Annotated in this window: 21 protein-coding genes and 1 pseudogene; 12 read left to right on the top strand and 10 right to left on the bottom strand. The window is 53.7% G+C overall.

Features of this window, described 5'->3' with window-relative positions:
• Positions 1-174: 174 nt before the first annotated feature.
• Positions 175-729 (top strand): histidine phosphatase family protein, encoded by a 555-nt coding sequence (locus ACLHDD_RS17935; protein ID WP_427105125.1) that lies wholly within the window; start codon positions 175-177, stop codon positions 727-729.
• Here ACLHDD_RS17935 and ACLHDD_RS17930 read toward each other — a convergent pair.
• Positions 711-1,676: a WD40 repeat domain-containing protein gene (locus ACLHDD_RS17930; RefSeq protein WP_427105124.1), complete on the bottom strand. Its 966-nt coding sequence runs from the start codon at positions 1,674-1,676 to the stop codon at positions 711-713. The genes ACLHDD_RS17935 and ACLHDD_RS17930 overlap by 19 nt on opposite strands.
• 504 nt (positions 1,677-2,180) lie before the next feature.
• Between ACLHDD_RS17930 and ACLHDD_RS17925 the strand changes: the two genes are divergently transcribed.
• The gene (locus ACLHDD_RS17925) at positions 2,181-3,194 is read left to right on the top strand and encodes a glycosyltransferase family 32 protein (protein ID WP_427105123.1); all 1,014 of its coding nucleotides are present in this window, start codon (positions 2,181-2,183) and stop codon (positions 3,192-3,194) included.
• Here ACLHDD_RS17925 and ACLHDD_RS17920 read toward each other — a convergent pair.
• Positions 3,171-4,088 (bottom strand): LysR substrate-binding domain-containing protein, encoded by a 918-nt coding sequence (locus tag ACLHDD_RS17920; protein WP_427105122.1) that lies wholly within the window; start codon positions 4,086-4,088, stop codon positions 3,171-3,173. The genes ACLHDD_RS17925 and ACLHDD_RS17920 overlap by 24 nt on opposite strands.
• 99 nt (positions 4,089-4,187) lie before the next feature.
• On the opposite strand from ACLHDD_RS17920, the gene ACLHDD_RS17915 reads away from it, so the two are divergent.
• Entirely contained in the window at positions 4,188-4,577 is a 390-nt protein-coding gene (locus ACLHDD_RS17915; RefSeq protein ID WP_427105121.1) for a tautomerase family protein, read from the top strand.
• 222 nt (positions 4,578-4,799) lie between these two features.
• On the top strand, positions 4,800-7,091 hold the full coding sequence (opgB, locus tag ACLHDD_RS17910; RefSeq protein WP_427105120.1) for a phosphatidylglycerol--membrane-oligosaccharide glycerophosphotransferase: 2,292 nt from the start codon (positions 4,800-4,802) through the stop codon (positions 7,089-7,091).
• 178 nt (positions 7,092-7,269) lie between these two features.
• On the opposite strand, the gene ACLHDD_RS17905 is transcribed toward opgB, so the two are convergent.
• Positions 7,270-7,983 (bottom strand): GNAT family N-acetyltransferase, encoded by a 714-nt coding sequence (locus ACLHDD_RS17905; RefSeq protein ID WP_427105119.1) that lies wholly within the window; start codon positions 7,981-7,983, stop codon positions 7,270-7,272.
• A 100-nt stretch (positions 7,984-8,083) separates the two neighbouring features.
• Between ACLHDD_RS17905 and ACLHDD_RS17900 the strand changes: the two genes are divergently transcribed.
• A complete protein-coding gene (locus ACLHDD_RS17900; protein ID WP_427105118.1) occupies positions 8,084-9,532 on the top strand; it encodes a PLP-dependent aminotransferase family protein in 1,449 nt (482 codons plus the stop codon).
• A gap of 114 nt (positions 9,533-9,646) precedes the next feature.
• On the opposite strand, the gene ACLHDD_RS17895 is transcribed toward ACLHDD_RS17900, so the two are convergent.
• Complete coding sequence (locus tag ACLHDD_RS17895) at positions 9,647-10,144, bottom strand: RcnB family protein (RefSeq protein ID WP_427105117.1); 498 nt, start codon at positions 10,142-10,144, stop codon at positions 9,647-9,649.
• Positions 10,145-10,275: 131 nt separating this feature from the next.
• A complete protein-coding gene (locus ACLHDD_RS17890; protein WP_427105116.1) occupies positions 10,276-11,529 on the bottom strand; it encodes a serine hydrolase domain-containing protein in 1,254 nt (417 codons plus the stop codon).
• A 239-nt stretch (positions 11,530-11,768) separates the two neighbouring features.
• Between ACLHDD_RS17890 and ACLHDD_RS17885 the strand changes: the two genes are divergently transcribed.
• Positions 11,769-12,437 carry a YecA family protein gene (locus ACLHDD_RS17885; RefSeq protein ID WP_427105115.1) on the top strand — a complete coding sequence of 223 codons (669 nt, stop codon included), beginning with the start codon at positions 11,769-11,771 and terminating at the stop codon, positions 12,435-12,437.
• Positions 12,438-12,736: 299 nt separating this feature from the next.
• Complete coding sequence (locus tag ACLHDD_RS17880) at positions 12,737-12,865, top strand: hypothetical protein (protein WP_427105114.1); 129 nt, start codon at positions 12,737-12,739, stop codon at positions 12,863-12,865.
• Positions 12,866-12,875: 10 nt separating this feature from the next.
• On the opposite strand, the gene ACLHDD_RS17875 is transcribed toward ACLHDD_RS17880, so the two are convergent.
• The 3 genes from ACLHDD_RS17875 to ACLHDD_RS17865 are packed head-to-tail and all read right to left on the bottom strand — an operon-like array spanning position 12,876 to position 14,796.
• Positions 12,876-13,655 (bottom strand): CDP-diacylglycerol diphosphatase, encoded by a 780-nt coding sequence (locus ACLHDD_RS17875; RefSeq protein ID WP_427105113.1) that lies wholly within the window; start codon positions 13,653-13,655, stop codon positions 12,876-12,878.
• A gap of 17 nt (positions 13,656-13,672) precedes the next feature.
• Positions 13,673-14,098, bottom strand: coding sequence for a hypothetical protein (locus ACLHDD_RS17870; protein ID WP_427105112.1), 426 nt, complete (start codon positions 14,096-14,098; stop codon positions 13,673-13,675).
• Positions 14,095-14,796, bottom strand: a complete 702-nt coding sequence (locus ACLHDD_RS17865; RefSeq protein WP_427105111.1) for a hypothetical protein — start codon at positions 14,794-14,796, stop codon at positions 14,095-14,097. Before ACLHDD_RS17865 ends, ACLHDD_RS17870 begins: the two co-directional genes overlap by 4 nt.
• A 252-nt stretch (positions 14,797-15,048) precedes the next feature.
• Here ACLHDD_RS17865 and ACLHDD_RS17860 point away from each other — a divergent pair, with 252 nt between their 5' ends.
• A complete protein-coding gene (locus ACLHDD_RS17860) occupies positions 15,049-15,921 on the top strand; it encodes a phosphorothioated DNA-binding restriction endonuclease (RefSeq protein ID WP_427105235.1) in 873 nt (290 codons plus the stop codon).
• A gap of 190 nt (positions 15,922-16,111) precedes the next feature.
• On the opposite strand, the gene symE is transcribed toward ACLHDD_RS17860, so the two are convergent.
• Both symE and ACLHDD_RS17850 read right to left on the bottom strand, forming a co-directional pair.
• Entirely contained in the window at positions 16,112-16,441 is a 330-nt protein-coding gene (gene symE, locus ACLHDD_RS17855) for an endoribonuclease SymE (RefSeq protein ID WP_427105110.1), read from the bottom strand.
• Positions 16,442-16,682: 241 nt separating this feature from the next.
• Positions 16,683-16,859 (bottom strand): annotated as a pseudogene (locus ACLHDD_RS17850) (restriction endonuclease subunit S); the annotation flags it as partial.
• Positions 16,860-16,922: 63 nt separating this feature from the next.
• Here ACLHDD_RS17850 and ACLHDD_RS17845 point away from each other — a divergent pair.
• The 4 genes from ACLHDD_RS17845 to ACLHDD_RS17830 all read left to right on the top strand — a co-directional run bounded on the left by ACLHDD_RS17845 (position 16,923) and on the right by ACLHDD_RS17830 (position 22,142).
• Positions 16,923-18,043, top strand: a protein-coding gene (locus ACLHDD_RS17845; protein ID WP_427105109.1) for an IS3 family transposase whose coding sequence is annotated in 2 segments (ribosomal slippage) — positions 16,923-17,181 and positions 17,181-18,043 — 1,122 coding nt in all. Because the reading frame shifts where the segments join, the coding sequence is not laid out codon by codon here.
• An 88-nt stretch (positions 18,044-18,131) separates the two neighbouring features.
• On the top strand, positions 18,132-18,368 hold the full coding sequence (locus tag ACLHDD_RS17840) for a hypothetical protein (RefSeq protein ID WP_427105108.1): 237 nt from the start codon (positions 18,132-18,134) through the stop codon (positions 18,366-18,368).
• 419 nt (positions 18,369-18,787) lie between these two features.
• Positions 18,788-20,863 carry an McrB family protein gene (locus tag ACLHDD_RS17835; protein ID WP_427105107.1) on the top strand — a complete coding sequence of 692 codons (2,076 nt, stop codon included), beginning with the start codon at positions 18,788-18,790 and terminating at the stop codon, positions 20,861-20,863.
• Positions 20,856-22,142: an McrC family protein gene (locus ACLHDD_RS17830; RefSeq protein ID WP_165061407.1), complete on the top strand. Its 1,287-nt coding sequence runs from the start codon at positions 20,856-20,858 to the stop codon at positions 22,140-22,142. The genes ACLHDD_RS17835 and ACLHDD_RS17830 overlap by 8 nt, the downstream gene beginning before the upstream one ends.
• The last annotated feature ends 19 nt before the right edge of the window (positions 22,143-22,161 follow it).

The raw sequence follows: 22,161 nt of genomic DNA, 5'->3' as shown, positions 1-22,161 counted from the left end.
AAATTACCATTTTCTCTAATCATTAAGCGGAAGAAGACTGGGCTATGTCCCTTTCATCACAGCCGGTTATCGCACAGCGCCGTGACCGTCTGATGACATACCCTGTTCATGCTGAAAAATGGCTGCGAGAAGAGACAATGCGTTACTCTGGGCAAAAAGCCGGACAGAGATGCGATGACAATTATTCTGATGCGACACGGTAAACCTGACCACCGGGCTACGGGCCGCCACAACGTGCAGACGCTGGCAGAGTGGTGTGAAGCCTATGATCAGTCACAGGCCAATGACGGTCCGCCACCACGCAGCGTGGCGATTGCACGCCAGGCAACGGTGGTGGTCTGTAGTCCTCTGCCCCGCGCGCAGTCTTCCCTGAGCCAGCTCGGTCTGCAGCCGCATGAGATTGATGCGCTGTTCAGCGAAGTCGCTGTGCCCCTGCTGCGGCGCGGCGTGATAGAGCTGCCCACCGTGTGCTGGCTGGCCCTGCTGCGCCTGTTATGGTTCTGCGGATATGCGGGTGAAACGGAGTCACTGCACCATGCCCGCAGCCGTGCTTCGGCAGCGGCGGAAAAGCTGATCGCGCACTCAGAACACGGCACGGTACTGCTGCTCGGGCATGGCATTATGAACAAAATGATTGCGCGCGAATTACGCAAGCGCGGCTGGCAGGCGGAAAAGCATGCCAGCAGTCGTCACTGGAGCTCCGCTATCTATCACCGGCCATTTATCTGATCGCGTGGAAAATAGCCCAGGACCTCACAACCCGTGCCGACATGCGGCGTGGCAATGACTTTTCGCTGTGTCAGGTCAATCACACTCAGTGTGCCGTCACCCTGATTGGCAATCAGCAGTTGTTGCCTGTCGGGTGTGAAGCACCCGTCCATCGGCATCCGGCCTGTGCCGATATCACCGAGCGGATTCAGCAGATCGTCAAACAGCGTGACCAGCGGCTCCTGGTTACCTATTGCCACCAGTTGTTCCCCGTCTGCGCTGAAACGCACCACCTGACAGGGCTGCTGATGGCCCGGCAGCGTCAGGCGCTGACGGATACGGTGGCTCTGTCGATCGATTACATAGAGCAGCGGTGCATCGGCGGCGCTGGCGACCAGATAAGGGTGTTTTGGCGAGGCGGCAATACCCGCGATAGAGCCGGGCAGCAGGATCGTATCGATGACCCGCCCTTCTGCCTCACAGAGGTCTACCACGGTAATGGTCGCATCTTCTTCGTTATCGGTGAACAGTTTGCGCCCGCTGGGTGACAGCGTCAGACGATGAGCATTATGCGAAGGGATCGGAATCACTTTTTCCACGCTGTCGGTCAGCGGATCGATCACTGCGACGGCGGCACTCTGCTCACAGCAGAGATAGACCTTGCCATCCCGCCCCAGCTGCCCGCTGTGCGGGGCCCGCAGCGGCGACAGATCGATAAAGCCGCTGATCGCCCGACGCTGTAAATCGATAATCGCGACTTTGTGACCCGGATGCGGATTATCACCGTGAACGCCGTCCCCATAGATCGGTACGTACGCTTTTCCCCACGGCGCCAGCATCAGAAGTTCATGCGGGCGCGGCGGAAAGGCGTTCAGTTCCCGCTCGACGGCGAACGTCTCCGGATTCAGGAAAAGGACGCGATTGCCCTGCTTATCAACCGCCAGTAAACCATAGGATTCACTCTGCATGCGTGCTCCTTTCTCAGTAAGTTCTTCTTAAGCGTAGACAATGCTCTCTGATGCTGTCCGGTTCTGCGCACTGATGAGCCATGCTTACGCCACATTTTAAGGCCAACGGTAACCTGAGACACGCGCCTGCCCGCCATTCATCCCACTCGCTTCAGATTATCTTCAGATATTCCTTAAACCAGGCGGTTGCCGCATTTAAATAAATGATTAACGCTGTCGGCATTATTATTCTCAGAAGGTGACCGGATTATTTCCGTATTATCCTAAAGTCAAAAAAAGAGATAGCTAATGCGTAAATAATGTTTTATTAAAAAGATGCAGTGCAATTAATCCGCCGTGAGGAAACTATCGCGCACTTTCGCACTGCGTCGCCATCAGGGAAAACTCTTCAACACGTCCCGTAATCATGGGCTTGCAGCCGGTCTGCAACCCCGCACGTTTACGCCTCTGGCGGAACGGACAGAGCCTGCACGATAACGGGAAAATAAAAATAACAGGTGTACCATGACTTCACTTCGTCAGCGTCCGGCACATAAAATCTGGCGCAACTGGAAAAGAATCTCGTTCAGTAGCCAGATGTTATGGAATAAAAAACAGCAGAGCCGTCTTCAGGCGCCGGAATATGATCCGGGGCAGGAAAGTAACGTGGTTTTAGTCGCACAACAGAAAGCATTACCGGCTATTCCCAAAATTGTCTGGATGGTATGGCATCACGACCGCCTGCCCGCCTCAATGGCACTGAACATCCGTAATATCCGGCGGGATAACCCGGACCACCAGGTCTATCTGGTGACTCAGCGCACGCTGCCGCAATGGCTGCCCGACTTCAGCCTGACCTCTTCCGATCTGACACTGGCCCATAAAAGTGAGATCATCCGGCTTGAGCTGATTCATCGCTACGGCGGCATCGGTATTGATTGCAGCACCCTGCTGTTTGAAAATCTCGCGTGGGTACATCGCGCACATGAAGCGCGTCCGATGGATCTGATTGGCTATTACCGTGAGCAAGCCACGATGAACCTGCTGGCACCCGTTATCGAGAGCTGGTTTATTGCCGCACCCGCGCAAAACCCGTTTATTCGTGAATGGCTGAAGCAGCTGGCACCGGTTAAAAACCTCGGTATCCGCAACTATTTCCACGAGCTGAAGAAACGCGACGATTTTCCACTGATTGTGCAGAGTATGGAGAATCCCTCCCGCCATCTGCTGGCGATAGCGCAGCAGGTCGCGATGCGGGAATACCGGCGGGCCAACCTCTATCTGCGAAAAGGTGAAGCCAGCGCCTGGTATTATCAGCGTCTCCATGCCGACAGCAGCAGCGCCTTTGCGCAGTCGGTGATGTTTCACCAGCGGCCGCAGACGCCGCCACCCATTATCAAATTAACCGGCAACGAGCGGCTGCATCTCGACTTCAATCTGCGGCTCGGCCTCTATAATCGCAGCAGCCTGATTGGGGCGATGATGCACACTGCGCCTTCTGCGCTGGCCCTGCCCTCAATGGCCAAAGCGCGCGCGTAGCCAGTGTGTAAAGGTGGTGACTGCACGCGGCACCTGGGCCGCCCAGGGTCGCACGATCCACAGGCGGGTCGCGAAAGCCTCCACCGGCTGCCACTCGGGCAGCACCCGCCGCAATGTCCCCGCCGCCAGCGCCTCACGGGCGCTGAAATCGGGCAGCATGGCGATTCCCAGCCCCTGAAGAGCCGCATCGCGGATCGACTCGCTGTTATTGGTGGCGAAGCTGCCCGCAATCTGTACCTGCATTGATTCACTCTCTGCAGGCGTGACAAAGCGCCAGCGCGGTGACTCCACGCCACGCGGATAGTAAAGGCAGTTATGCTGCGCCAGATCCTGCGGGCACTGCGGAACGCCCTGCGCCCTGAGATAAGCGGGGGAGGCGACCAGCAACGTCTGCGTTTCACACAGCGGCAGCGCCACATGTGTTTCCGGCAGCGTGTCGCTGTGCCGGATCGCCAGGTCATAGCCCTCATGACTCAGCGAGACAAGACGATCGGTGACATCCAGCTGCAGACGAACCTGAGGATAGTCACGCAAAAACTCCCCAATCAGCGGCACCAGTTGCTGACGGGCAAAGGCCACTGGCGCAGTGATGCGCACCAGACCACGTACCGGCCCTGCCCTGTCGCGCACGCTGAAAAAGCTCTGTTCGATGCGGGTAAAGGGATCGCGCAGCTCTTCCACCAGCTTTTCGCCCGCCGAGGTTAGCCGGACGCTGCGCGTGGTGCGCTGCACCAGCAGCACACCAGCCTGCGCCTCCAGCTCTTTAATTTTCTGGCTCATTGCTGCTTTACTGACGCCGAGCCGCTCAGCCGCACGGGTAAAGCTGCCCTGATCGGCCAGCACGGTCAGCCAGTGCAGATGCTCCCACAGCGTATCGGTTTTCATCTCTGCCATCATTGTTCACTATAATGAATAATCAATTCAGGCTACGCGCTTTTTCCCGCCGGATAAAGTGGTCACCATAGGGTGCTTACCCCCAATGAGGACTCTGCTATGCCGCTGCTGCAATTTGATGTGATTGAAGGCCGTTCAGAATCAGAAGTGCGTACTCTGCTGGATGCGGCGCACCGTGCCGTGCTTACCGCCTTTAAGGTGCCGGAACGCGACCGCTACCAGATTGTTCAGGAAAACAAGCGTTATCAGATGGTCTTCCAGGATACCGGGCTGGGATTCAGCCGCAGTGACAATCTGGTGATGGTCCGGGTCTATACCAGCCCGCGCAGCACTGAGCAGAAACAGCATTTTATGGCCGAACTGGCGCGGGAGCTGCGTGAGCATTGTGGCGTTCAGGGCAATGACCTGATGATCAGCTTTATTACTAACGATAAAGGTGACTGGAGCTTTGCCGATGGCGAAGCGCAGTATCTCACCGGCAAACTCTGAAAAGCGGCCTGATCCCTGCGCGATTGACGGTGCGCGTCAGCCACCGTCACGCCTGATAACCTCTCTTCTTAAATGACCCTCAGCCAATCTGTTCATCACTGCACAAATCGGACCGGATATGTTGCAGCCTGATGACAGCCCATATAGATTGTCGAAAAACCATCCCACGAAGGTGGCCGGTTGCGCGACGCCTCGCGTAGCCTGTAGAGAGAGGATTTTCCGTTGTCCGAATTGGTGTCCGTCGCGTTATTTCTGGCCGCTATTGCAATCTATTCCTGTAAAGCCGGGCGTAATAAATTCTGGTTCATACTTGTTCTTCTTCTGCTGGTGCTATTCGTTGTTCTGAATGCCACCCTGTATGCCAGCAACTATTTTACCGGTGACGGCATTAATGATGCGGTGCTTTATACCCTCACCAACAGTCTGACCGGCGCGGGCGTCAGTAAATATGTGGTGCCGGCGATTGGCCTGATTATCGTGCTGTTTTTGCTGTTCTGTCTGCTGTCGTGGATCCTGCGGCGGCGTAAGCGTCCGCATCATCTGGGCTGGTCGCTGCTGGCAGCGGTCTGTGCGCTGGGTTCGGTTCAGACGACACCCGCCTTTCGGCAGGTCGCCACACTGGTGGTGTCACACACCCAGCTGGCCGATTCTGACTTCGATAACTTTTATAAAGTGCCGCGCAACCACATTGAGAAGCCGCACCTCAACGTGGTTTACATTTATGGTGAGAGCCTGGAGCGCACCTATTTCGACGCCACCGCTTTCCCGGGTTTAGCGCCGGAACTGAACCGTCAGAAAGCGCAGAGCATTGACTTCAGCCAGACCGAACAGCTGCCGGGCACCGATTACACCATTGCGGGCATGGTCGCCTCACAATGCGGTATTCCGCTCTTTGCGCCGTTTGACGGCAATGCATCGGCCTCGCTCTCCAGCTTCTATCCGCAGAATGTCTGTCTGGGCGACATCCTGAAAAACTCAGGTTACGAAAACTGGTTTATTCAGGGTGCCGATCTGCGCTTTGCCGGTAAGGATATTTTCCTGAAATCCCACGGTTTTGATCCCAAAAACCTCTATGGCTCGCAGGAGCTGAAAAGCCGTGTCGCCGATCCGGCGTACCGCAATAACTGGGGCTATTACGACGATACGGTACTGGACGAAGTCTTTGAGAAGTATCAGGAACTCTCAAAAGCCGGTAAGCCCTTTGCGCTGTTTACGCTGACCGTTGATACCCATCATCCCGACGGATTTATTTCGCGCAGCTGTGCGCGCAGAAGCTACAGCATGGAGGGCAAACCCAATCAGTCCTTTAGCGCCGTCGCCTGTTCGCAGGAGCACGTTGCGCGTCTGATTGATCGTATCAAAGCATCGCCGTGGTTCCGGAACACCGTGATTGTGGTGAGTTCGGATCATCTGGCCATGAACAATACGGCGCACCCCTGGCTGATTAAGCAGCCACGCCGCAATCTGTTCATGGTAATCCGGGGTGACAAGCCGCAGGCGGAACTGATGGAGGCAAAGCGCAGCACGCTGGATAACGGCGCTACCCTGCTGGATATTCTGGGCGGCGACAATGCGATTGGCCTGGGCCGCAGCAGCCTCTCCTCGCTTTCGCTCTCGACCCAGTTCGACGATATGAAGAGCAAGGTGTCGAGCTGGAAGCCCGATATTATTCAGCTGTGGAACTTCCCGAAGAAGATGGACACCTTCACGATAGATAAGGCAAAGAATACCTTCAGCTTCTCCGGCACCACCTTTAAGCTGCCGATCCTGTTCCGCATCAGCGACAAACATGTTGAGCCGATGCCAGAGGGCGAATACTCCGCCCCGCTGCGTTATCAGCTCGCCGATTTTGCCCTCGATGATAAATTCGTCTGGGTGGATCGCTGCTTTAAAATGGCGCGACTCTGGCAGCCTTCACTGGCGCTCTCCGGCGATCTCTGTGTGGCGATGGGGCAGCCCGGCGGCACGCCATCGGTTACGCTTGTCGATAAACCGCAGTGGAAAGGAAAAGTGCAGTTCCCGGAAGGCCCCGTCACAGAAGCGCGCTACCAGCAGAATCTGGCGCTAATCCGGGTGGAAGATAACAACATTCGTTACAGCGCCGACAGCTTCAGGCTCGACGTGCCGGGCGCACCGGAGAGCGTGAAAAGCTTCAGCGGCATCTCCCGGCCTGAGAGCTGGGGACGCTGGTCCAACGCCAATCTCGCGCCCGAGGTACGGATCGACTATGTCGATGCGCTGCCGGCGAAGTTTGATCTGGTGATCACCGCACGCGCCTACGGCGCTAACGCACACCGGGCGATTCCGGTCCGGGTTGGCGATCAGGAGCAACTGCTGTCGCTGGGCGAGGAGCTATCCACCCATACCCTGCATTTTGACAATCCCGGTGCCAGTCATCAGCTGGTGATTGCCCCGCCTGAACCGCAACTGAGCAACACCGGCAATATTACGGGTCAGGATCCCCGCAGACTCGGCATTGGCATGGTGGAAATTAAAATCGTACCGCAGTCTTAACGCCTTTTCCGTCTCACGCCCCTGCGGACGATCGCAGAGGCGTGAGGCCCTGCCTGCCACAAACCATTGCGACGCGCACCGCACGCCGCTGCGCATTACCGGTTGTCATCGATATTTTTCAGCAAGGCGCGCCCCCCCATCCTATTGGCAGCTGTCCTGACAGATAGCCTGCGGCCGATCAGCCCCGATTGCGCAGCGCCTCCAGCTTTTCGCGCTGCTGACCGTCAGCCGTAAAGTTATCTTCCGCCAGCCAGCGCTGCAGTCCCCTTTTCACCTGCGGCCATTCACTGTCGATAATGGAGAACCAGCTGGTGTCACGCGAACGCCCTTTATAAACAATGGTCTGACGGAAATCCCCTTCATAGCGGAAACCGAGACGTGTTGCCGCTTTGCGGGAGGGGGCATTGCAGCTGTCACATTTCCACTCATAGCGCCGGTAGCCCAGCGTCTCAAATGCATAACGCATCAGCAGAAAGTGGGCTTCCGTTGCCATCCGGGTCTGTTTCAGCCTCGGTGAAAAGGCGACATGGCCGACCTCCATCACGCCATGTTCAGGCTGAATGCGCATTAATGACAGCGTGCCAATCGCCTGCTCCGTAGCCAGATCGATAACGGCGAAATGCAGCGGATCGCGGCTGGTTTCGAGCTGACGCGCATACTCCAGCCACGCCTGTTGATCGTTAAACGGCCCCATAAACATATATGTCCAGTCGCGGCCATCTTCCGCCAGGGACCAGCATGCAAACAGTTCGTCGCCATGCCGTGCCAGACTGAACGGTTCCAGCCGGCAGCTCTCGCCGGTAAAAACCTGATGTTCCGGTACAGGACGAGGTTGCCAGTCAGGTAAAGACGCCCCCACTGGCTGTCCATATTCATTGATCTGCTGTGACATATCGCCTCCCGGCTGCGGATGATGTCAGCAGATTGCCACTACCCTGGCAGGTTAAAAAGTACCACAATCAGTAGAATTCATAGATCCACGTGAGCAGACCATGACGTCAGAGATCTCCACCCTGCTGCTGGCGCCCTTAACGACGGCGGCCGGAACGACGCTGCAGCAGCAGCTTTATCAGCGCATAAAACAGGCTGTTTTACAGGGACAGCTGGCGGCCGGTTCACGGTTGCCAGCCACCCGGCAGCTGGCCCTGGAGCTGGGTGTGTCGCGCAATACCGTGCTTAACGTCTGGACACAGTTGCAGGCAGAGGGCTATCTCACCAGCGACAGACAGGGCAGCCGCGTCAGCCCGCTGGCGCTGCCTGTCAGAGAGGCGGAGGAGACGATGCCCGACAGCTGGCCCCTGGCAAACCGGATTGACGCCTTTCAACACAGTCCATGGATCGACAGCGGCGCACTGCCTCTGCGACCTGGCATCCCGGCCCTTAACCACTTTCCGATGGCGGCCTGGCGACGGGCGATGAGTCAGGTCATGAGCCAGACGTCACCGCAGCGGCTCGGTTATGGCGATCCGTCCGGCGAGCCCGAACTGCGGGCCGTGCTGGCGCAGCAGCTGCGTATCACACGCGGGGTGCGTTGTGATGCCGCACAGATTGTCATTACCGAAGGAACGCAGCAGGCGCTGATGCTGTGCGTCGCCCTGCTGACCAATCCGGGCGACTATGGCTGGCTCGAAGAGCCAGGCTATCGGGGTGCCAGAGCGGCGTTCCGGACGGGTGAACTGAACATGGTGCCGATTCCGACCGATCATCAGGGTATGGCCCCCCGGCCAGCCGACTGGGCGCTGACGCCACCCCGTCTCATCTACACCACGCCCACGCACCAGTACCCTACCGGTGCAGTCATGAGCGCCGCCCGACGTCTGGCACTGATTGCGGCGGCGCGCCAGCAGCAGGCCTGGATTATTGAAGATGATTACGATGGTGACTTCCATTATCACGGTGAACCCATCACGGCGATGCAGGGCATGAGCGGCAATGCACCGGTTATCTATCTCGGCTCTTTCAGTAAGACACTGTTTCCTGCGCTGCGGATTGGTTTCATGGTGCTGCCCACGTCACTCGTCAGCCGTCTGCGTCCGGCACTCAATCAGCTGCTGCGGGGCGGAAACCGGCTGGAACAGCTGGCGCTGACACGCTTTATTCTGAATGGGGATTATCGCCGTCACCTCAGCAAGATGCGTCGTCTCTACCGTCAGCGTCAGACATGGCTGCGCAGTGAACTGCAGCGTGCGGCGGGGCGGGCCGTGCCGTTGCTGGGCGGTGAAAGCGGTATGCATCTGGTGCTGCCGCTCGATTCGCAGCGGGATGACGAGGCCATCGCCCGCAGACTGCTTCAGTCGGGTTTCGCGCCTTCGGCACTCTCGGCCTTTTATCTGTCTGAACCGGCGCGAACCGGGCTGGTGATGGGCTATGGCAACAGCAGCGACACGCAAATCACGGCGGCCACGCGCCTGCTGGGCCGGTTACTGGACTGGCCGGGTTAACCCGATGTGGAATCTGCGGCGTGGATTAACAGGTATAGCACAGCCCGCCGGGTGACGCCGCAAAACCAGAGGGTGGCGCTAAAAAAAGCCGGTCATCACGACCGGCTTTTTCACTCAGCCACGGAAGAAGATATCACCTGATTTACCCATGACGATCTTGCCGGTGTCATTGGTAATCAGAATGTAGTTGGCGTTGATGTACGCCCAGTGGGTATTTTCCTGTGGCGCAGGCAGGTTACGCTTCTGCCACTCACCGATGGTGTAGGTTTTGCCGGTGTACTTCTCTGGCACGGTATCACCGATTTTATACTCTTTGTAATCGATGATGATGGTGCTCAGTTCGTAATTCGGACGCGCGCCGTTAGACGGTGCAGGTGTGGTTGGCGTGATGCCATCATTGGATTGTGAGCTGGCTGGCGCCTGGCTTTGCGCAGCACCGGCATCCGGCTGAGCGGTGCCCGCAGCAGGCTGTGTGCCCGGATTCGCGGGCTGAACCTGTGGCGGTGGCGGAACGTTATCCGTTGCTTCGCCAGCGGCCTGAACCGCGGGGATCAGGCTCAGCGAGCCAACCAGTAATCCCATTGATAAAAGTACACGTTGAGTCCTGCGCATAATGATTTCCACGTTAAATTTTGACAGTCAGGCTAAAGACAATTTTTATCGCACTTCAGTTCCGGTGCGCTGACGCACTTTGCAGAGAAAACAGCGCGGCTCACTTCACTGCACACAGGCCAGCTGACCGGTTACTGCGAGACCACTTTATCCTGAGTTGCCAGATCGACCAACAGCGCAATGCCCAAATAGTTGCTCCAGTTAAAACCGTTCTGCAGTACCAATATCGCATTACCGTTTTGTTTATCGTAGCCGATAAAGCTGGCGTAACCGCCGATATAACCTACCTGATAGGTGATCTGCTGCCCGCCGACCCTGTCAGTCACCCAGGCAATATTCTGCGTCTGCGAGCCCTGCTGATACCACGCCTGCCCGACTGCGGCGAACGCACGATCCCGCGACCTGTCGCCGGTCGCACGCAGATGCGCGCGCAGATAGGTACTTAAGTCGCGCGCATTACTGTAGAGGCTGGCTGCGGCCACCATGTTACCGTGAAAATGCCAGTCGGGCGTCAGCGCACCGCGACGGATAAATTTCGGCTGATCGCCGGCATGCCCCAGCGCGCGCAGCGGGTAGCCCGCGAGCGTTTCCGGCACAAAACTGCTCTGATTCATCTTCAGCGGCGCGAAGATCAGCGCTGATGCCTGCGTCTGGATGTCCTGATGAAAACGGGTGCGCAGGATATAACCGAGCAGCGCATAGCCCAGGTTTGAGTAGTGCGGCACGCGCACGGCGGGCGCGGTGAAATCGGCCAGATAACTCAGCAGCGTGTCGCTGTCGAGATTGCCATAGAAGTTCTCGCCCGTACCCAGATAACCGATAAACTGCGCCAGCATCGGCAGATCCATATCCTGACGCGGCAGACCGGAGGTATGGGTCACCAGCTGCAGCAAGGTGATGCGCCGCGCATCCGCGCTCAGCGTGACCTTTTCAGGCAACAAATCGGCCAGGGTATCGCTCCAGCGCAGCCTGCCCTGCTCCACCAGCTGGATAATCACCTCTGCCGTTACGCCTTTACTCAGCGATCCCAGCGCAAACAGGGTATCCGGCGTGATCGGATGGCGATGCACGCGGTCGGTGACGCCAAAGGGATAAAAGCGGGTCGGCCCATTATGATGGATGACCGCAATACTGATGCCGGGAACCTGCTTCTGCTGCATGTAATGCTGCACGATGTCATCGACGTTTTCGTCAAAGGTGGCATGCGTAAGATAAACACGATCGCTTACCGGCGCGGAGGTCTGCGACAGGGTGCCGCAGCCTGCCAGCAGGAAAAGGATAACTGGCGTGAACAGCCTGAGCACTCTGCTGGCCCACGGGTGAAGAGAGACAGACCTCACGCGTAACCCGGCATCCGCCTGGCAGAGAGTAAGTCCATTTTTCATTTTTTAATCATTAACTTAACGCTTTAAAGCATGTATCAGGCGGGCGGTAGCGCAAAAATGTACCATAAAGTGCAGCCCGCTATCGCCTGCTTAACGACCGGAAACAGCGGCTAAATGCAGTTTAACCGCCCGCGACGCCGCAACGGGGTTAGCTGTCTTGTGGCCCGCAAGGGTGTACACTGCTGCGGTTTTAAGGCTTAACGCCACGCTGAAATCTGATACGCCCGGGAGGCAACCGCATGAAAGAAGGCCCACTGTCTGAAAAAGAGCTGCAATGGCTGGAAGATATGCTGGAAAAATATGGCAGCGAAGCGTCAATTATTGATGTCTCCGAGCTGGATGGTCTGCTGACTGCCGTGCTCTCTGGCCCCGTGACCATCGAACCCAGCCAGTGGCTGGTCGCGCTGTGGGGTGGCGAGAAGCATATTCCCAAATGGAGCAATGAGCGCGAAATGACCCGCTTTATGTCGCTGTGCTTCCAGCACATGAATGACGTGGCTGACCGCTTATCGGAATTCCCGGAGCAGTTCGAACCGCTGTTTGGCATCCGCGAGATGGAAGGTCTGGAGTTTACCGTGGTGGAAGAGTGGTGCTTTGGCTACATGCGCGGTGTCTCGCTGAGCGACTGGTCTGGTCTGCCGCCAGAGCTGCAGCCTGCGCTGGACGCCATCGCCCTGCACGGCACGGAAGAGAACCTCGACAAAATCGACGCCCTGACACCGGAAGAGATGGAAGCCAGCATTGAGGCGATTCGTCCGGCGGCCCTGGCGCTGCACGACCACTGGATTTCTCAGCCTGAAGCCATTCCGGTTCCGCAGAAGCCCGTGTCGGCAGAGAAAATGCCAGGCCGCAACGATCCCTGCCCGTGCGGCAGCGGTAAAAAATATAAGCAGTGCTGCCTGCACTGATTGTTTTAAGGGCTGCGATAAGCAGCCCTTTGATTTGCAATCCAGCCCCTTGTCAATGCAAAGGATCTGTTCAGGTGAGGATGTTTATGAAGGGTGTGGCCTGTCCACATTGCTGAAGATCCAGTACGCCGGGCAAGGCTGTCTGATTTCCCGATTCATAAAGGCCAGGATGATGTCCGGGCTATCCGGCGTGAGCTTAGCCCATGCGTTACAGAGGCACATCCCCCAAAAGAAGCTGACGCGGGTCTGTACCTGTGATGCGGTAGGCTCTTTCGTGGCGATCTCCTGAAGGACTGGCCTTGCGTTACGGCATGTGCCATGTGCTGATCTTTTCTGCGCTGGCGATCGTTATTGTCACTCTCGCCATCAGCCTGATTCCGGCGATCAGAGGATTGGGTGAGGGTCAGCCTGCTGAAAGTTCGGGGTAATGGTGTCTGGCTAATCGCTGGCTGAAACCTCTGCTGGCGGCGTTGACAGGATCGCGCAGCGCTTATCCAGTAGCGACTCAACGGAGGCCCGATTGCCCTTATCCAGACCGCGTCGGGTAGCCAGCAGAATAAACCCTTTTTCGCCTGAGAACGTCGCCGGGATGAGCGCTACACCCCATTCCGCCAGCTGCGGCGGCGACAGCCGGAGATGACGCGCCACAGAGCTGACAGGATAGATCCCCATCGCCGTCGGCTGCATAACGCGACGGGCATAGTAAGTATGTTTCAGCAGGCGGTCAGGCAAGGGTCGCCACTCATCCTGAATGTAAGGACGCTCGGCCTGAAGCTGCCGATAAACATCCGTCCGCAGACAGGTCAGATGAATATGTAGCTGATTCTGGCTACGGCCATAAGCGGAATTCAGCGCCATGCCGAGTCGATCCTCTGGCACCCTGGCCCCATAGGCCGCCATCAGCTGATAACGCATAAGCCAGGCGTAACCAAAATAGTCGGGACGTCCGGGGCGCGATAGCGTGATGCTCTCAATGCCAGAGATCGCTATATTGGGGACCAGAAGAAAATGCAGCCTGTAACGAGGATTCTGGATGATGCTGAAGCCCTGGCTACTGTCCTGCGGCTGGTAGACCTGCTGGCAGGGAGCCGGATCGCGCCGGTAGTGATAGTTAGTCATGCAGAGGTCATGCGTGACCGTCCACAGCGCGTCAGAGCGGGCGCATCCTGTCAGCAGCAGCGCGATGACCAGCGGCAGCGAGCGGCATAGCCTTAACAATCTCGGGTTCAGGCGACTCAATTGTTCATAACCTTAGTAAGCTCAACCTGATGGGTTATGAGATCAAGATACAGAAAGAACAGATCCCCATCTGACTTATCAGGCTTTGCCCATATCTCCTTCTCACCCAGACTGCGCGTTTGCTTCACGTATCCCAGCTTTTCGAGATAAGCGCGCAGCGGTGCCGTCTCTGTTGCCCCCTTAAATACGATGCTATTTGAAGGAGAATAACCGTCGCCAGGGTGCGATTCGAAGTAGTAGTTGTCCGTTATACGCGGGGCATTTTCAATATCGGGGTCTGTCAGTATATGGTATTTAAAAAAATCGCGTTGTGTGTAAACGATAACGTCATTCGAACCTGACGCGATAAACCCGGTAAACAGACCGCCACAGGTCAGCACGGTGGCAGCCAGAGCCACACACCACTTAATCAGGTTCTTCATTGCGTATTGCCCATTAATGAGAGGGATGTCCCATCATGGGTAACGACTCTAACGGTTCCGGATGTGAAATCGTTCCATGGCCTGAGCCAGGTCATAAAATGTGGAAGAGTGGCGAGATATGGCTGGTGCCGCACGCATGGTTCATCCGGGTCAGGAAAAAGGATCGGACGGAATCCATGGTTTTTATGGGAACCGATAGCACCGTAGTAATCCCAGCGGCGAATCGCTGAACCATCGCTGACTGGCCTGAGCTGATAGCCATACCGGCCAGGTATGATAGCCCGATAAAACCCGAACAGATCAGACACCAAATCTTCACCACTAAAACCACTATCGGTATACCATGAGAATGACCGCAAGCTTTGCAGGCCTTCGAATCTGGACGCGGTGTTCATCATCATCGCCAGCATCATTCTGTTGATCTCATCGCTACTCCGGCCTCGCTTTATCTCCCATCGAGAGAATTTGCCGACCCCAAACCGCGATTTGAACTTCAGTATGCCCATATCCTGCCGGTACATGACTGAATACGATGGCTGGCCGCTACGCTCGCCTTCCGCGAACTGACGCCTCAGCGCAGCGACATCATTGCCACGGGCATGGCCCATATCAATCCAGCCCAGAACCTCGGTATACACCAGGCCTCTGTCGAGTACGTCAAAGAGTGCCCCATCCTTAATTTCCCTTCTGGTGCTCATATTTGCATCTCCCTATGCAGTTTGCCCGGGAATGTTATCGATTATTTTTCAGGCGATCGAGGCTGGAGGGCAGTTTCTTAGGTTTGCTTTGCATGGATCAATTTTTTGAGTGTGCCGTACACCCTTTCGGATAACAGAGACTCTGGAGTCGGGGAACGGAAGCAGCTCGCCATGTGCCATTAAAAGCATGCATTGAATCTCAGTATTTTTAAGAGCATGATCGCAAAAGTTATTCATTATTCAGACCCGATCATGACTCCAGCCGAATCACTAAAGACTGCCATTTCTGATGTCACGATCTGGCGCCAGGGCGATCAATGTGCCCCTCATAAACCTCTTCTGCTGCTGTATGTATTATCTCAGTACAAAAAAGGACACTTGCGGCTGTTTAATTATGGAAACGAGATTGACGAACCGCTGACCAGGCTGCTGACAGAGTTTGGTCCGAAGCGGCGAGAGTACTATCCGAATATGCCGTTCTGGCGATTGAGGACCGATGGGTTCTGGATGCTGGAAAACACAGAGAATTGCCGACCTCGCAAAGGCAACACTCAGCCTACTAAGCGCGAGCTGATTGAAAACCAGGTTCGTGGCGGATTTGATGAAGAGAGTTATCAGACTCTGCAAAAAAATTCAGAGCTGATCGACAGACTGGCGCAGCAGATTCTGACTGAGCGCTTTCCGGAAAGTCTCCAGATAAAGCTGGCCGAACTGCTGGACTTCGATTTTGTTGCGCTGATGAGAGCCCGCGACCCTCGTTTTCGCGACATGATTTTACGGGCTTATCACTCACAGTGCGCTATCTGCGGATATGACCTGCGACTCGATGGCGCGCTGGTGGGACTTGAGGCCGCGCATATCCGCTGGAAGCAATATGGTGGCCCCTGTGAAGTCAGTAACGGACTGGCCCTCTGTTCCGTACACCATTCTGCTTTCGACAGGGGCGCTATCGGCGTTGATGAAGATTTCAGGATTCAGATATCAGGTGGAATCAATCGCAGTCCGATTGTGGACCAGCTTTTCTGGGCATTTGAAGGACACAGGCTTCATCTGCCAAAAGATAAAATGCTGTGGCCTGCTGAGCGGTTTGTTGAGTGGCATCAGACGCAGGTATTTAAAGCCTGAAGTCTGTAAAGGCATACTCTTTATTTATTCGACTGAAAATTGTCAGCAGCGGCTGAATATTCGTTTTTATCCGCGATGGCATACGGGCGCATTGATATTGTATGAAAGGAATGCAACGGATGTGCTGTCGAAAGTAATTGCGTCCTGACAGTTAACCGCTCCCGATATAATATCGGGAGCGGCTGCTTATTCAGGCTACTTTCTGTTTACCGGATATCACCTGAATAAATTCCTGCACCTGCTTTTGTTTCCGCGCCGACAGTTTGCAGACCTGGCGCAGCGACTGCATTAGTTCGCTCTCCTGCCGGGCCGTGAGAACAATACAACCTTCAATGACCTTTACCTCTACTTTTGTGCCTGTGGCAAAACCGGCAGCTTCCAGCCATTGTCCTTTCAAAGTAATAGCAGGTATCCGGCTATAATCCGGATAACGACTCGCGTAGCTGACCGTTAACTGGCGGTTATTTGAAGACGAGACTTCTGGTTCAGAGCGTTGTGCAATAGAATGGGCGTCAGTCATGATTACTATTCCTTCTAAATAGTGATTGTGATTAGCGGCGCGGGTGTGTTGCAGCACATCCGCGCCGCGCCAAATACCTGTATATATCATCAGGAAAGAGAACTAAAGTCCAGCCTGGAACAGCGTGAAATACGCTATTTATAAAATCATTTGAATATAAATATTAAGGTTTAGCTGGTAAATAAAATAATAAAAATCGCACCAGAAAGAAAGGTGCGAAAAAAAAATAAGAATCAGGATCTTTGCGTATGGCTTTTTTACCTGTACTGGCTGCACGTTCGGCTTTGATTTTTTCCAGCAATGCTGCGGCGCTGTTTTCTTCACTGATTAATTCCGGGTTTTCTGCACACCACGGAGCAATGAGTTCACCCCGGAAGGCTTTTGCCGGGTTCGGCTGCGTCAGGTTGTTGTGACCTGCTCCCCGTTGATTAACACACCCCGATGTTAGTAATGTCTTCATAAGCCACATGAGGACATCCCCATGAAGAAGCGTTTTTCCGACGAACAGATCATCAGTATTCTTCGCGAAGCGGAAGCCGGGGTTTCTGTCCGTGAGCTCTGCCGTAAGCACGCCATTTCCGATGCCACTTTCTACACCTGGCGCAAGAAGTTTGGTGGCATGGAAGTCCCTGAGGTGAAGCGGCTTAAATCTCTTGAAGAGGAGAACGCCCGCCTCAAGAAGCTACTTGCCGAAGCCATGCTGGATAAGGAGGCGCTTCAGGTGGCTCTGGGGCGAAAGTACTGACGACAGGCCAGAAGCGGGAAGCCGTTGAGTTTATGTGTGATGCGACCGGTCTGTCGCAACGTCGTGCCTGCAGGCTTACAGGTTTGTCCCTGTCGACCTGCCGTTATGACGCTCAGTGTCCATCTGCTGATGCACATTTATCAGGGCGTATCACTGAACTGGCGCTTGAACGCAGACGTTTTGGTTACCGGCGCATCTGGCAGCTACTGCGTCGGGAGGGCCTTCACGTCAATCACAAGCGGGTATACCGTATTTACCACCTTAATGGACTGAGCGTAAAACGCAGACGACGCCGTAAAGGGCTGGCGACCGAACGGTTTCCGCTTCTACGTCCGGATGCGCCGAACCTGACATGGTCGATGGATTTCGTTATGGACGCACTGGCCAACGGTCGCAGGCTCAAGTGCCTGACCTGTGTTAATGATTTCACGAAGGAGTGTCTGACGATCACCGCTGCTTTCGGTATTTCAGGCGTTCAGGTCACGCGTATTCTGGACAGTATCGCGTTGTTTCGCGGTTATCCGGCTACGATAAGAACCGATCAGGGCCCGGAATTTACCTGCCGCGCGCTCGATCAATGGGCTTTTGAGCATGGTGTGGAACTACGGCTTATCCAGCCGGGCAAGCCGACACAGAACGGATTTATTGAGAGCTTTAACGGCCAATTCAGAGATGAATGCCTGAACGAGCACTGGTTCAGCGATATCGTTCACGCCAGGAAAATCATTAACGACTGGCGGCAGGATTATAACGAGTGCCGTCCACATTCATCGCTGGATTACCAGACGCCAGCTGAATTTGCAGCGGACTGGCGAAACGGGAAATATGAAGAAAAACCAACCGACATTACTAACTGAAGGTTGTATCTAATCTTGGGGGCAGGTCAAGACCTCTATCACACACCGACCGGATTACTATGATGTTCGTGCTATAAGCTATGTTGAAGTGATCGCGGAAATCATCCAGTTAGCGGAACAAAACAAAAAAATAAAGGTATTTTTGTACCGGCATGCGCTGGTGGAGGCTCGTCACTTTTTGGGGCTTTACCGCAATCGTGTTGGGGATAAATCGGGCATGAAGGACTACTTCAAAGCGAACATATTCGCAGCCCATTTATTCAGAGGTATCAGCAGTTTTAGCGATGTATTTTTCTTTATTAAGCTGCTGGGCAAGCTATTCTGATAAGTTGTGCGTTGCTACACGACACCTGCGCACAGCGTAATTTCACGCTTTCTGACTAAATTGTTCAGGCCTTTTCTTAGGTGCGAACACAACTCCCCGTACTTTCCTCTTCCAACTCAAAATCATCGCACCTTGCTGACCCAAGAAGGGAGCATGTCCTGCATTAGTATCCGCACAGCTCATACTCTATTGATACCAACAGCGCTTCAGCACAACAAAGTAACTTGATAATCGCGACTTAAGGTGAAGATGCCAAAAACTCGTTTGAGAGCAATCAATTCAATGACATGTCAAAACTGTACTTTCCATTGAAAATCTTACTCATGGCACTTGGCTGCAAACTCATGCTTGGTAAGATAGATCATAAAACAGCTCATTGGCTACCTTGTAAGAAATGTGGCATCAAAGGAAAAACTACGATGGATCTTGTTGATAGTATTGAAGCAGGCAAGCTGACGATCAGTGAATTGATTGATGTCCTGGCGAAAGATAAAAATTACTCAGCTTCCAAGTGGGATCAGCGATACCGTGAATTTACGACCTTGCTACAACAAACCTCAACTTTTTCTGCGCCTGAAACGGATGATTTAGTCAAGAGGCTCTGGTATGAACGCGATAACGGTATTGCCAGTATTCGTCAGGGCGTTCCATCATTAGCAGAATATCAGCAAAGCCTCCCATTGCTTAGAGAACTCACCGAACGGATTCGTCAGCAACCGAATGAAGCAACCTACCAATACGTAGGCAATGCGCTACAGCAGGCTAAAGAGACCGGACAGCTTAAGCGCATGTATTGGAGTTTAAGAAATCGTGTCTTTGCCGCGTTCTCGCCAGATAACTTCACCAGTACTGTGGATGAGAATGCTTTTAATAAAGCAGCAGAATTCCTAAATCAACACTTCCATCTCGGTTTGGTACTGACCGGAAATTGGTTACGGAAAAACTATGATTTGAAACAAGCCATACACGCCAAATCTCCTAACAAAGATCCTTATTACGTGAATATGGCCATCTGGCATCTCTATGAATTGCTCCGTGAACGCGATAATGAACAAAAGCAGGAGAAAGTAGCTAGCACGACATCCATAACCAGCAGTGAGCCCGTCGAGAACAAGACCATTCCACATTCACCAACTAACGTGATCTTCTTTGGCCCCCCAGGCACTGGCAAGACTTTCAGGTTGCAGCAAAAAATGAAAGAGTACACTTCTCATGCTGTCCCCGCTGATCGTGATGCATGGCTGGATTCTCACCTTGAATCGTTGAATTGGATGCAGGTTATAACGCTGGTGCTGCTCGATCTTGGGAAACGAGCCAAAGTTCGCCAAATTATTGAACATATGTGGTTTCAACGTAAGGCATTATTAAACGGTCGTAATGGCAATCTATCGAATACTGCCTGGGCGGCTTTGCAAGCCTATACAGTTCCGGAGTCGCTAACTGTTGATTATAAGAATCGGCGTGAGCCTGCCGTATTTAACAAAACAGATAACAGCGAATGGTTGCTAGTTGATTCACAGCTCGAGCAAGTGGAGGATTTGGTAGAGCTCTACGCCGAACTTAAACGCGGTCCTAAATCTGCCGAAGCCATCCAGCGTTTTGCAGTGGTTACGTTCCACCAATCTTACGGCTATGAAGAATTTATTGAGGGTATCCGCGCTCGCTCTGACGAAAGTGGCAACATCTCTTACCCTATTGAGCCGGGTATCTTTATGCGGCTGTGTCAGCGTGCCAATGCCGATCCAGCACATCGCTACGCCATTTTCATTGATGAGATCAATCGCGGAAACATATCCAAGATCTTTGGTGAACTAATCTCACTCATTGAAGTAGACAAGCGTACGGGTATGTCCAATGCAATGAGCCTGCAACTGTCTTATAGCGGTGATCACTTCAGCGTACCCGCCAATGTCGACATCATCGGAGCCATGAATACCGCAGACCGTTCTTTAGCTCTGATGGACACGGCTTTACGCCGCCGCTTTGACTTTGTCGAAATGATGCCAGATCTCTCTTTACTGAGTGGAGCTAAGGTGAAAGGCATAGAGCTCGAACCGTTGTTAGAGAAACTCAATAGCCGCATAGAAGCGCTTTACGATCGTGAGCATACTCTGGGACATGCGTTCTTTATGCCAGTAAAAAATGCACTCGATGCCGGTGATGAAGAAGCTGCGTTTAAACAATTGAAGATCGCATTCCAGAAAAAGATCATTCCGCTTTTACAGGAATACTTTTTCGATGACTGGAACAAGATCAGGTTGGTGCTGGCTGACAACCAAAAGCAAGACGACAGCCTGCAATTCGTGATTGAGAAAACAGACGATTTCGATACGCTTTTTGGTAATAACCATGGTTTACAACGCCATAAGCAGCAATCGACAGCTTACGAGCTCGAAGATTTCGATCAAGAGATCTGGAATATGCCACAGGCTTATCGTTCAATTTATCAGCCCCAGCAGGCCCCCCTCGATGAGCAGGCTGTAAATCATGGGTGAAGTTATCTCAGTTTTTGAATATGACCTGCTAGGGAGTGGAAAAGCGGCTTCCGTTGGCGTGAAGCTGGTGCCTCAACATGTCTTCAATTATTTAGAAGCACTTAGCCTGGCAAGCATTCAAGGAAGCCAGTTTCTCAAACTCACCTCTCGCTCAGGCTTCAAATTGCTTCAGGTGCAAAACTACGCGGGGATGCTTTCAACACCTCACGGTTTCCAGCTTGAGATACTGCCCAAGGTTGGTAAAAACCTCACAGCTGCGAATGCACGTGCAACATTGCTGACAATGCTAAGCCATCTGCCTGGGTTTCGACATATTCAAACCCAACAGGCCACTCTTCAGGCTCAGCGTATGCCTTTGCTTGAGATTTTTATCAGTCAGTTCTTGCTTAGCGTCAGCCAATTGCTTAAACAAGGTTTACGCTCCGACTATGTGAGTGAGCAAGGTAATCTGGCTTTTATGAAGGGCAAGCTGATGCTTTCTGCACAGCTGAGACATAACTCGGTGAATCGCCATAAGTTTTGTGTCAATTATGATGACTATATGCCTGATTGTGCAGCCAATCGTCTCTTACACTCTGCACTGGATAAGTTACTTAGTCTGCAGCTGTCATCAGAGAATCAACGCTGGCTTTACGAACTGCGCTTTGCGTTTGACGGTATTCCACTTAGCCGGGATATTGACGGTGATATAAACAGCTTACGCCTCGATCGTGGTATGTCTCATTACAACGAGCCAATGGCGTGGGCGCAATTGATCCTGAGAGGAATGAGCCCAAGTGCCTTGCAGGGAAATACTAATGCGATATCGCTCTTGTTCCCTATGGAAGCGGTGTTTGAGTCTTTTGTTGCACAAACCCTCCCCCACGAGCTTCCCCCTCACTTTAAAGTTCAACCACAGGTTTCCACTTATTCTCTTGTGAAACATGGATTTCACGACTGCTTTAAGCTTCGCCCAGACTTGTTAATTCAATCACGCCTACCAGTTCAAACCAAAATGGTGATGGATACGAAATGGAAGCTGGTGAATGGCAGCAAGCACACAAAATCACTATATGGACTGGCACAAGCTGACTTCTATCAAATGTTTGCCTACGGCCAAAAATATCTTGATGGGAGTGGCGAAATGTATCTGATTTACCCTGCGCATGATGACTTTAGCCAACCGATACCGCAGCACTTTGCTTTTTCTAACACCTTAAAATTATGGGTTGTGCCATACCAAATAACAGGAAAGCCCGGGGAGAGGATGATGTGGGTAAGTGATATACCTAGCGTATAGGTACCTTTCCAACTGTTTT

Origin of the sequence: Pantoea sp. NSTU24, from assembly GCF_050157905.1 — a bacterium.
Classification (GTDB): domain Bacteria; phylum Pseudomonadota; class Gammaproteobacteria; order Enterobacterales; family Enterobacteriaceae; genus Pantoea.
Note: the sequence above shows the minus strand (reverse complement) of the source record. Positions and strands in the feature narration are given on the sequence as shown.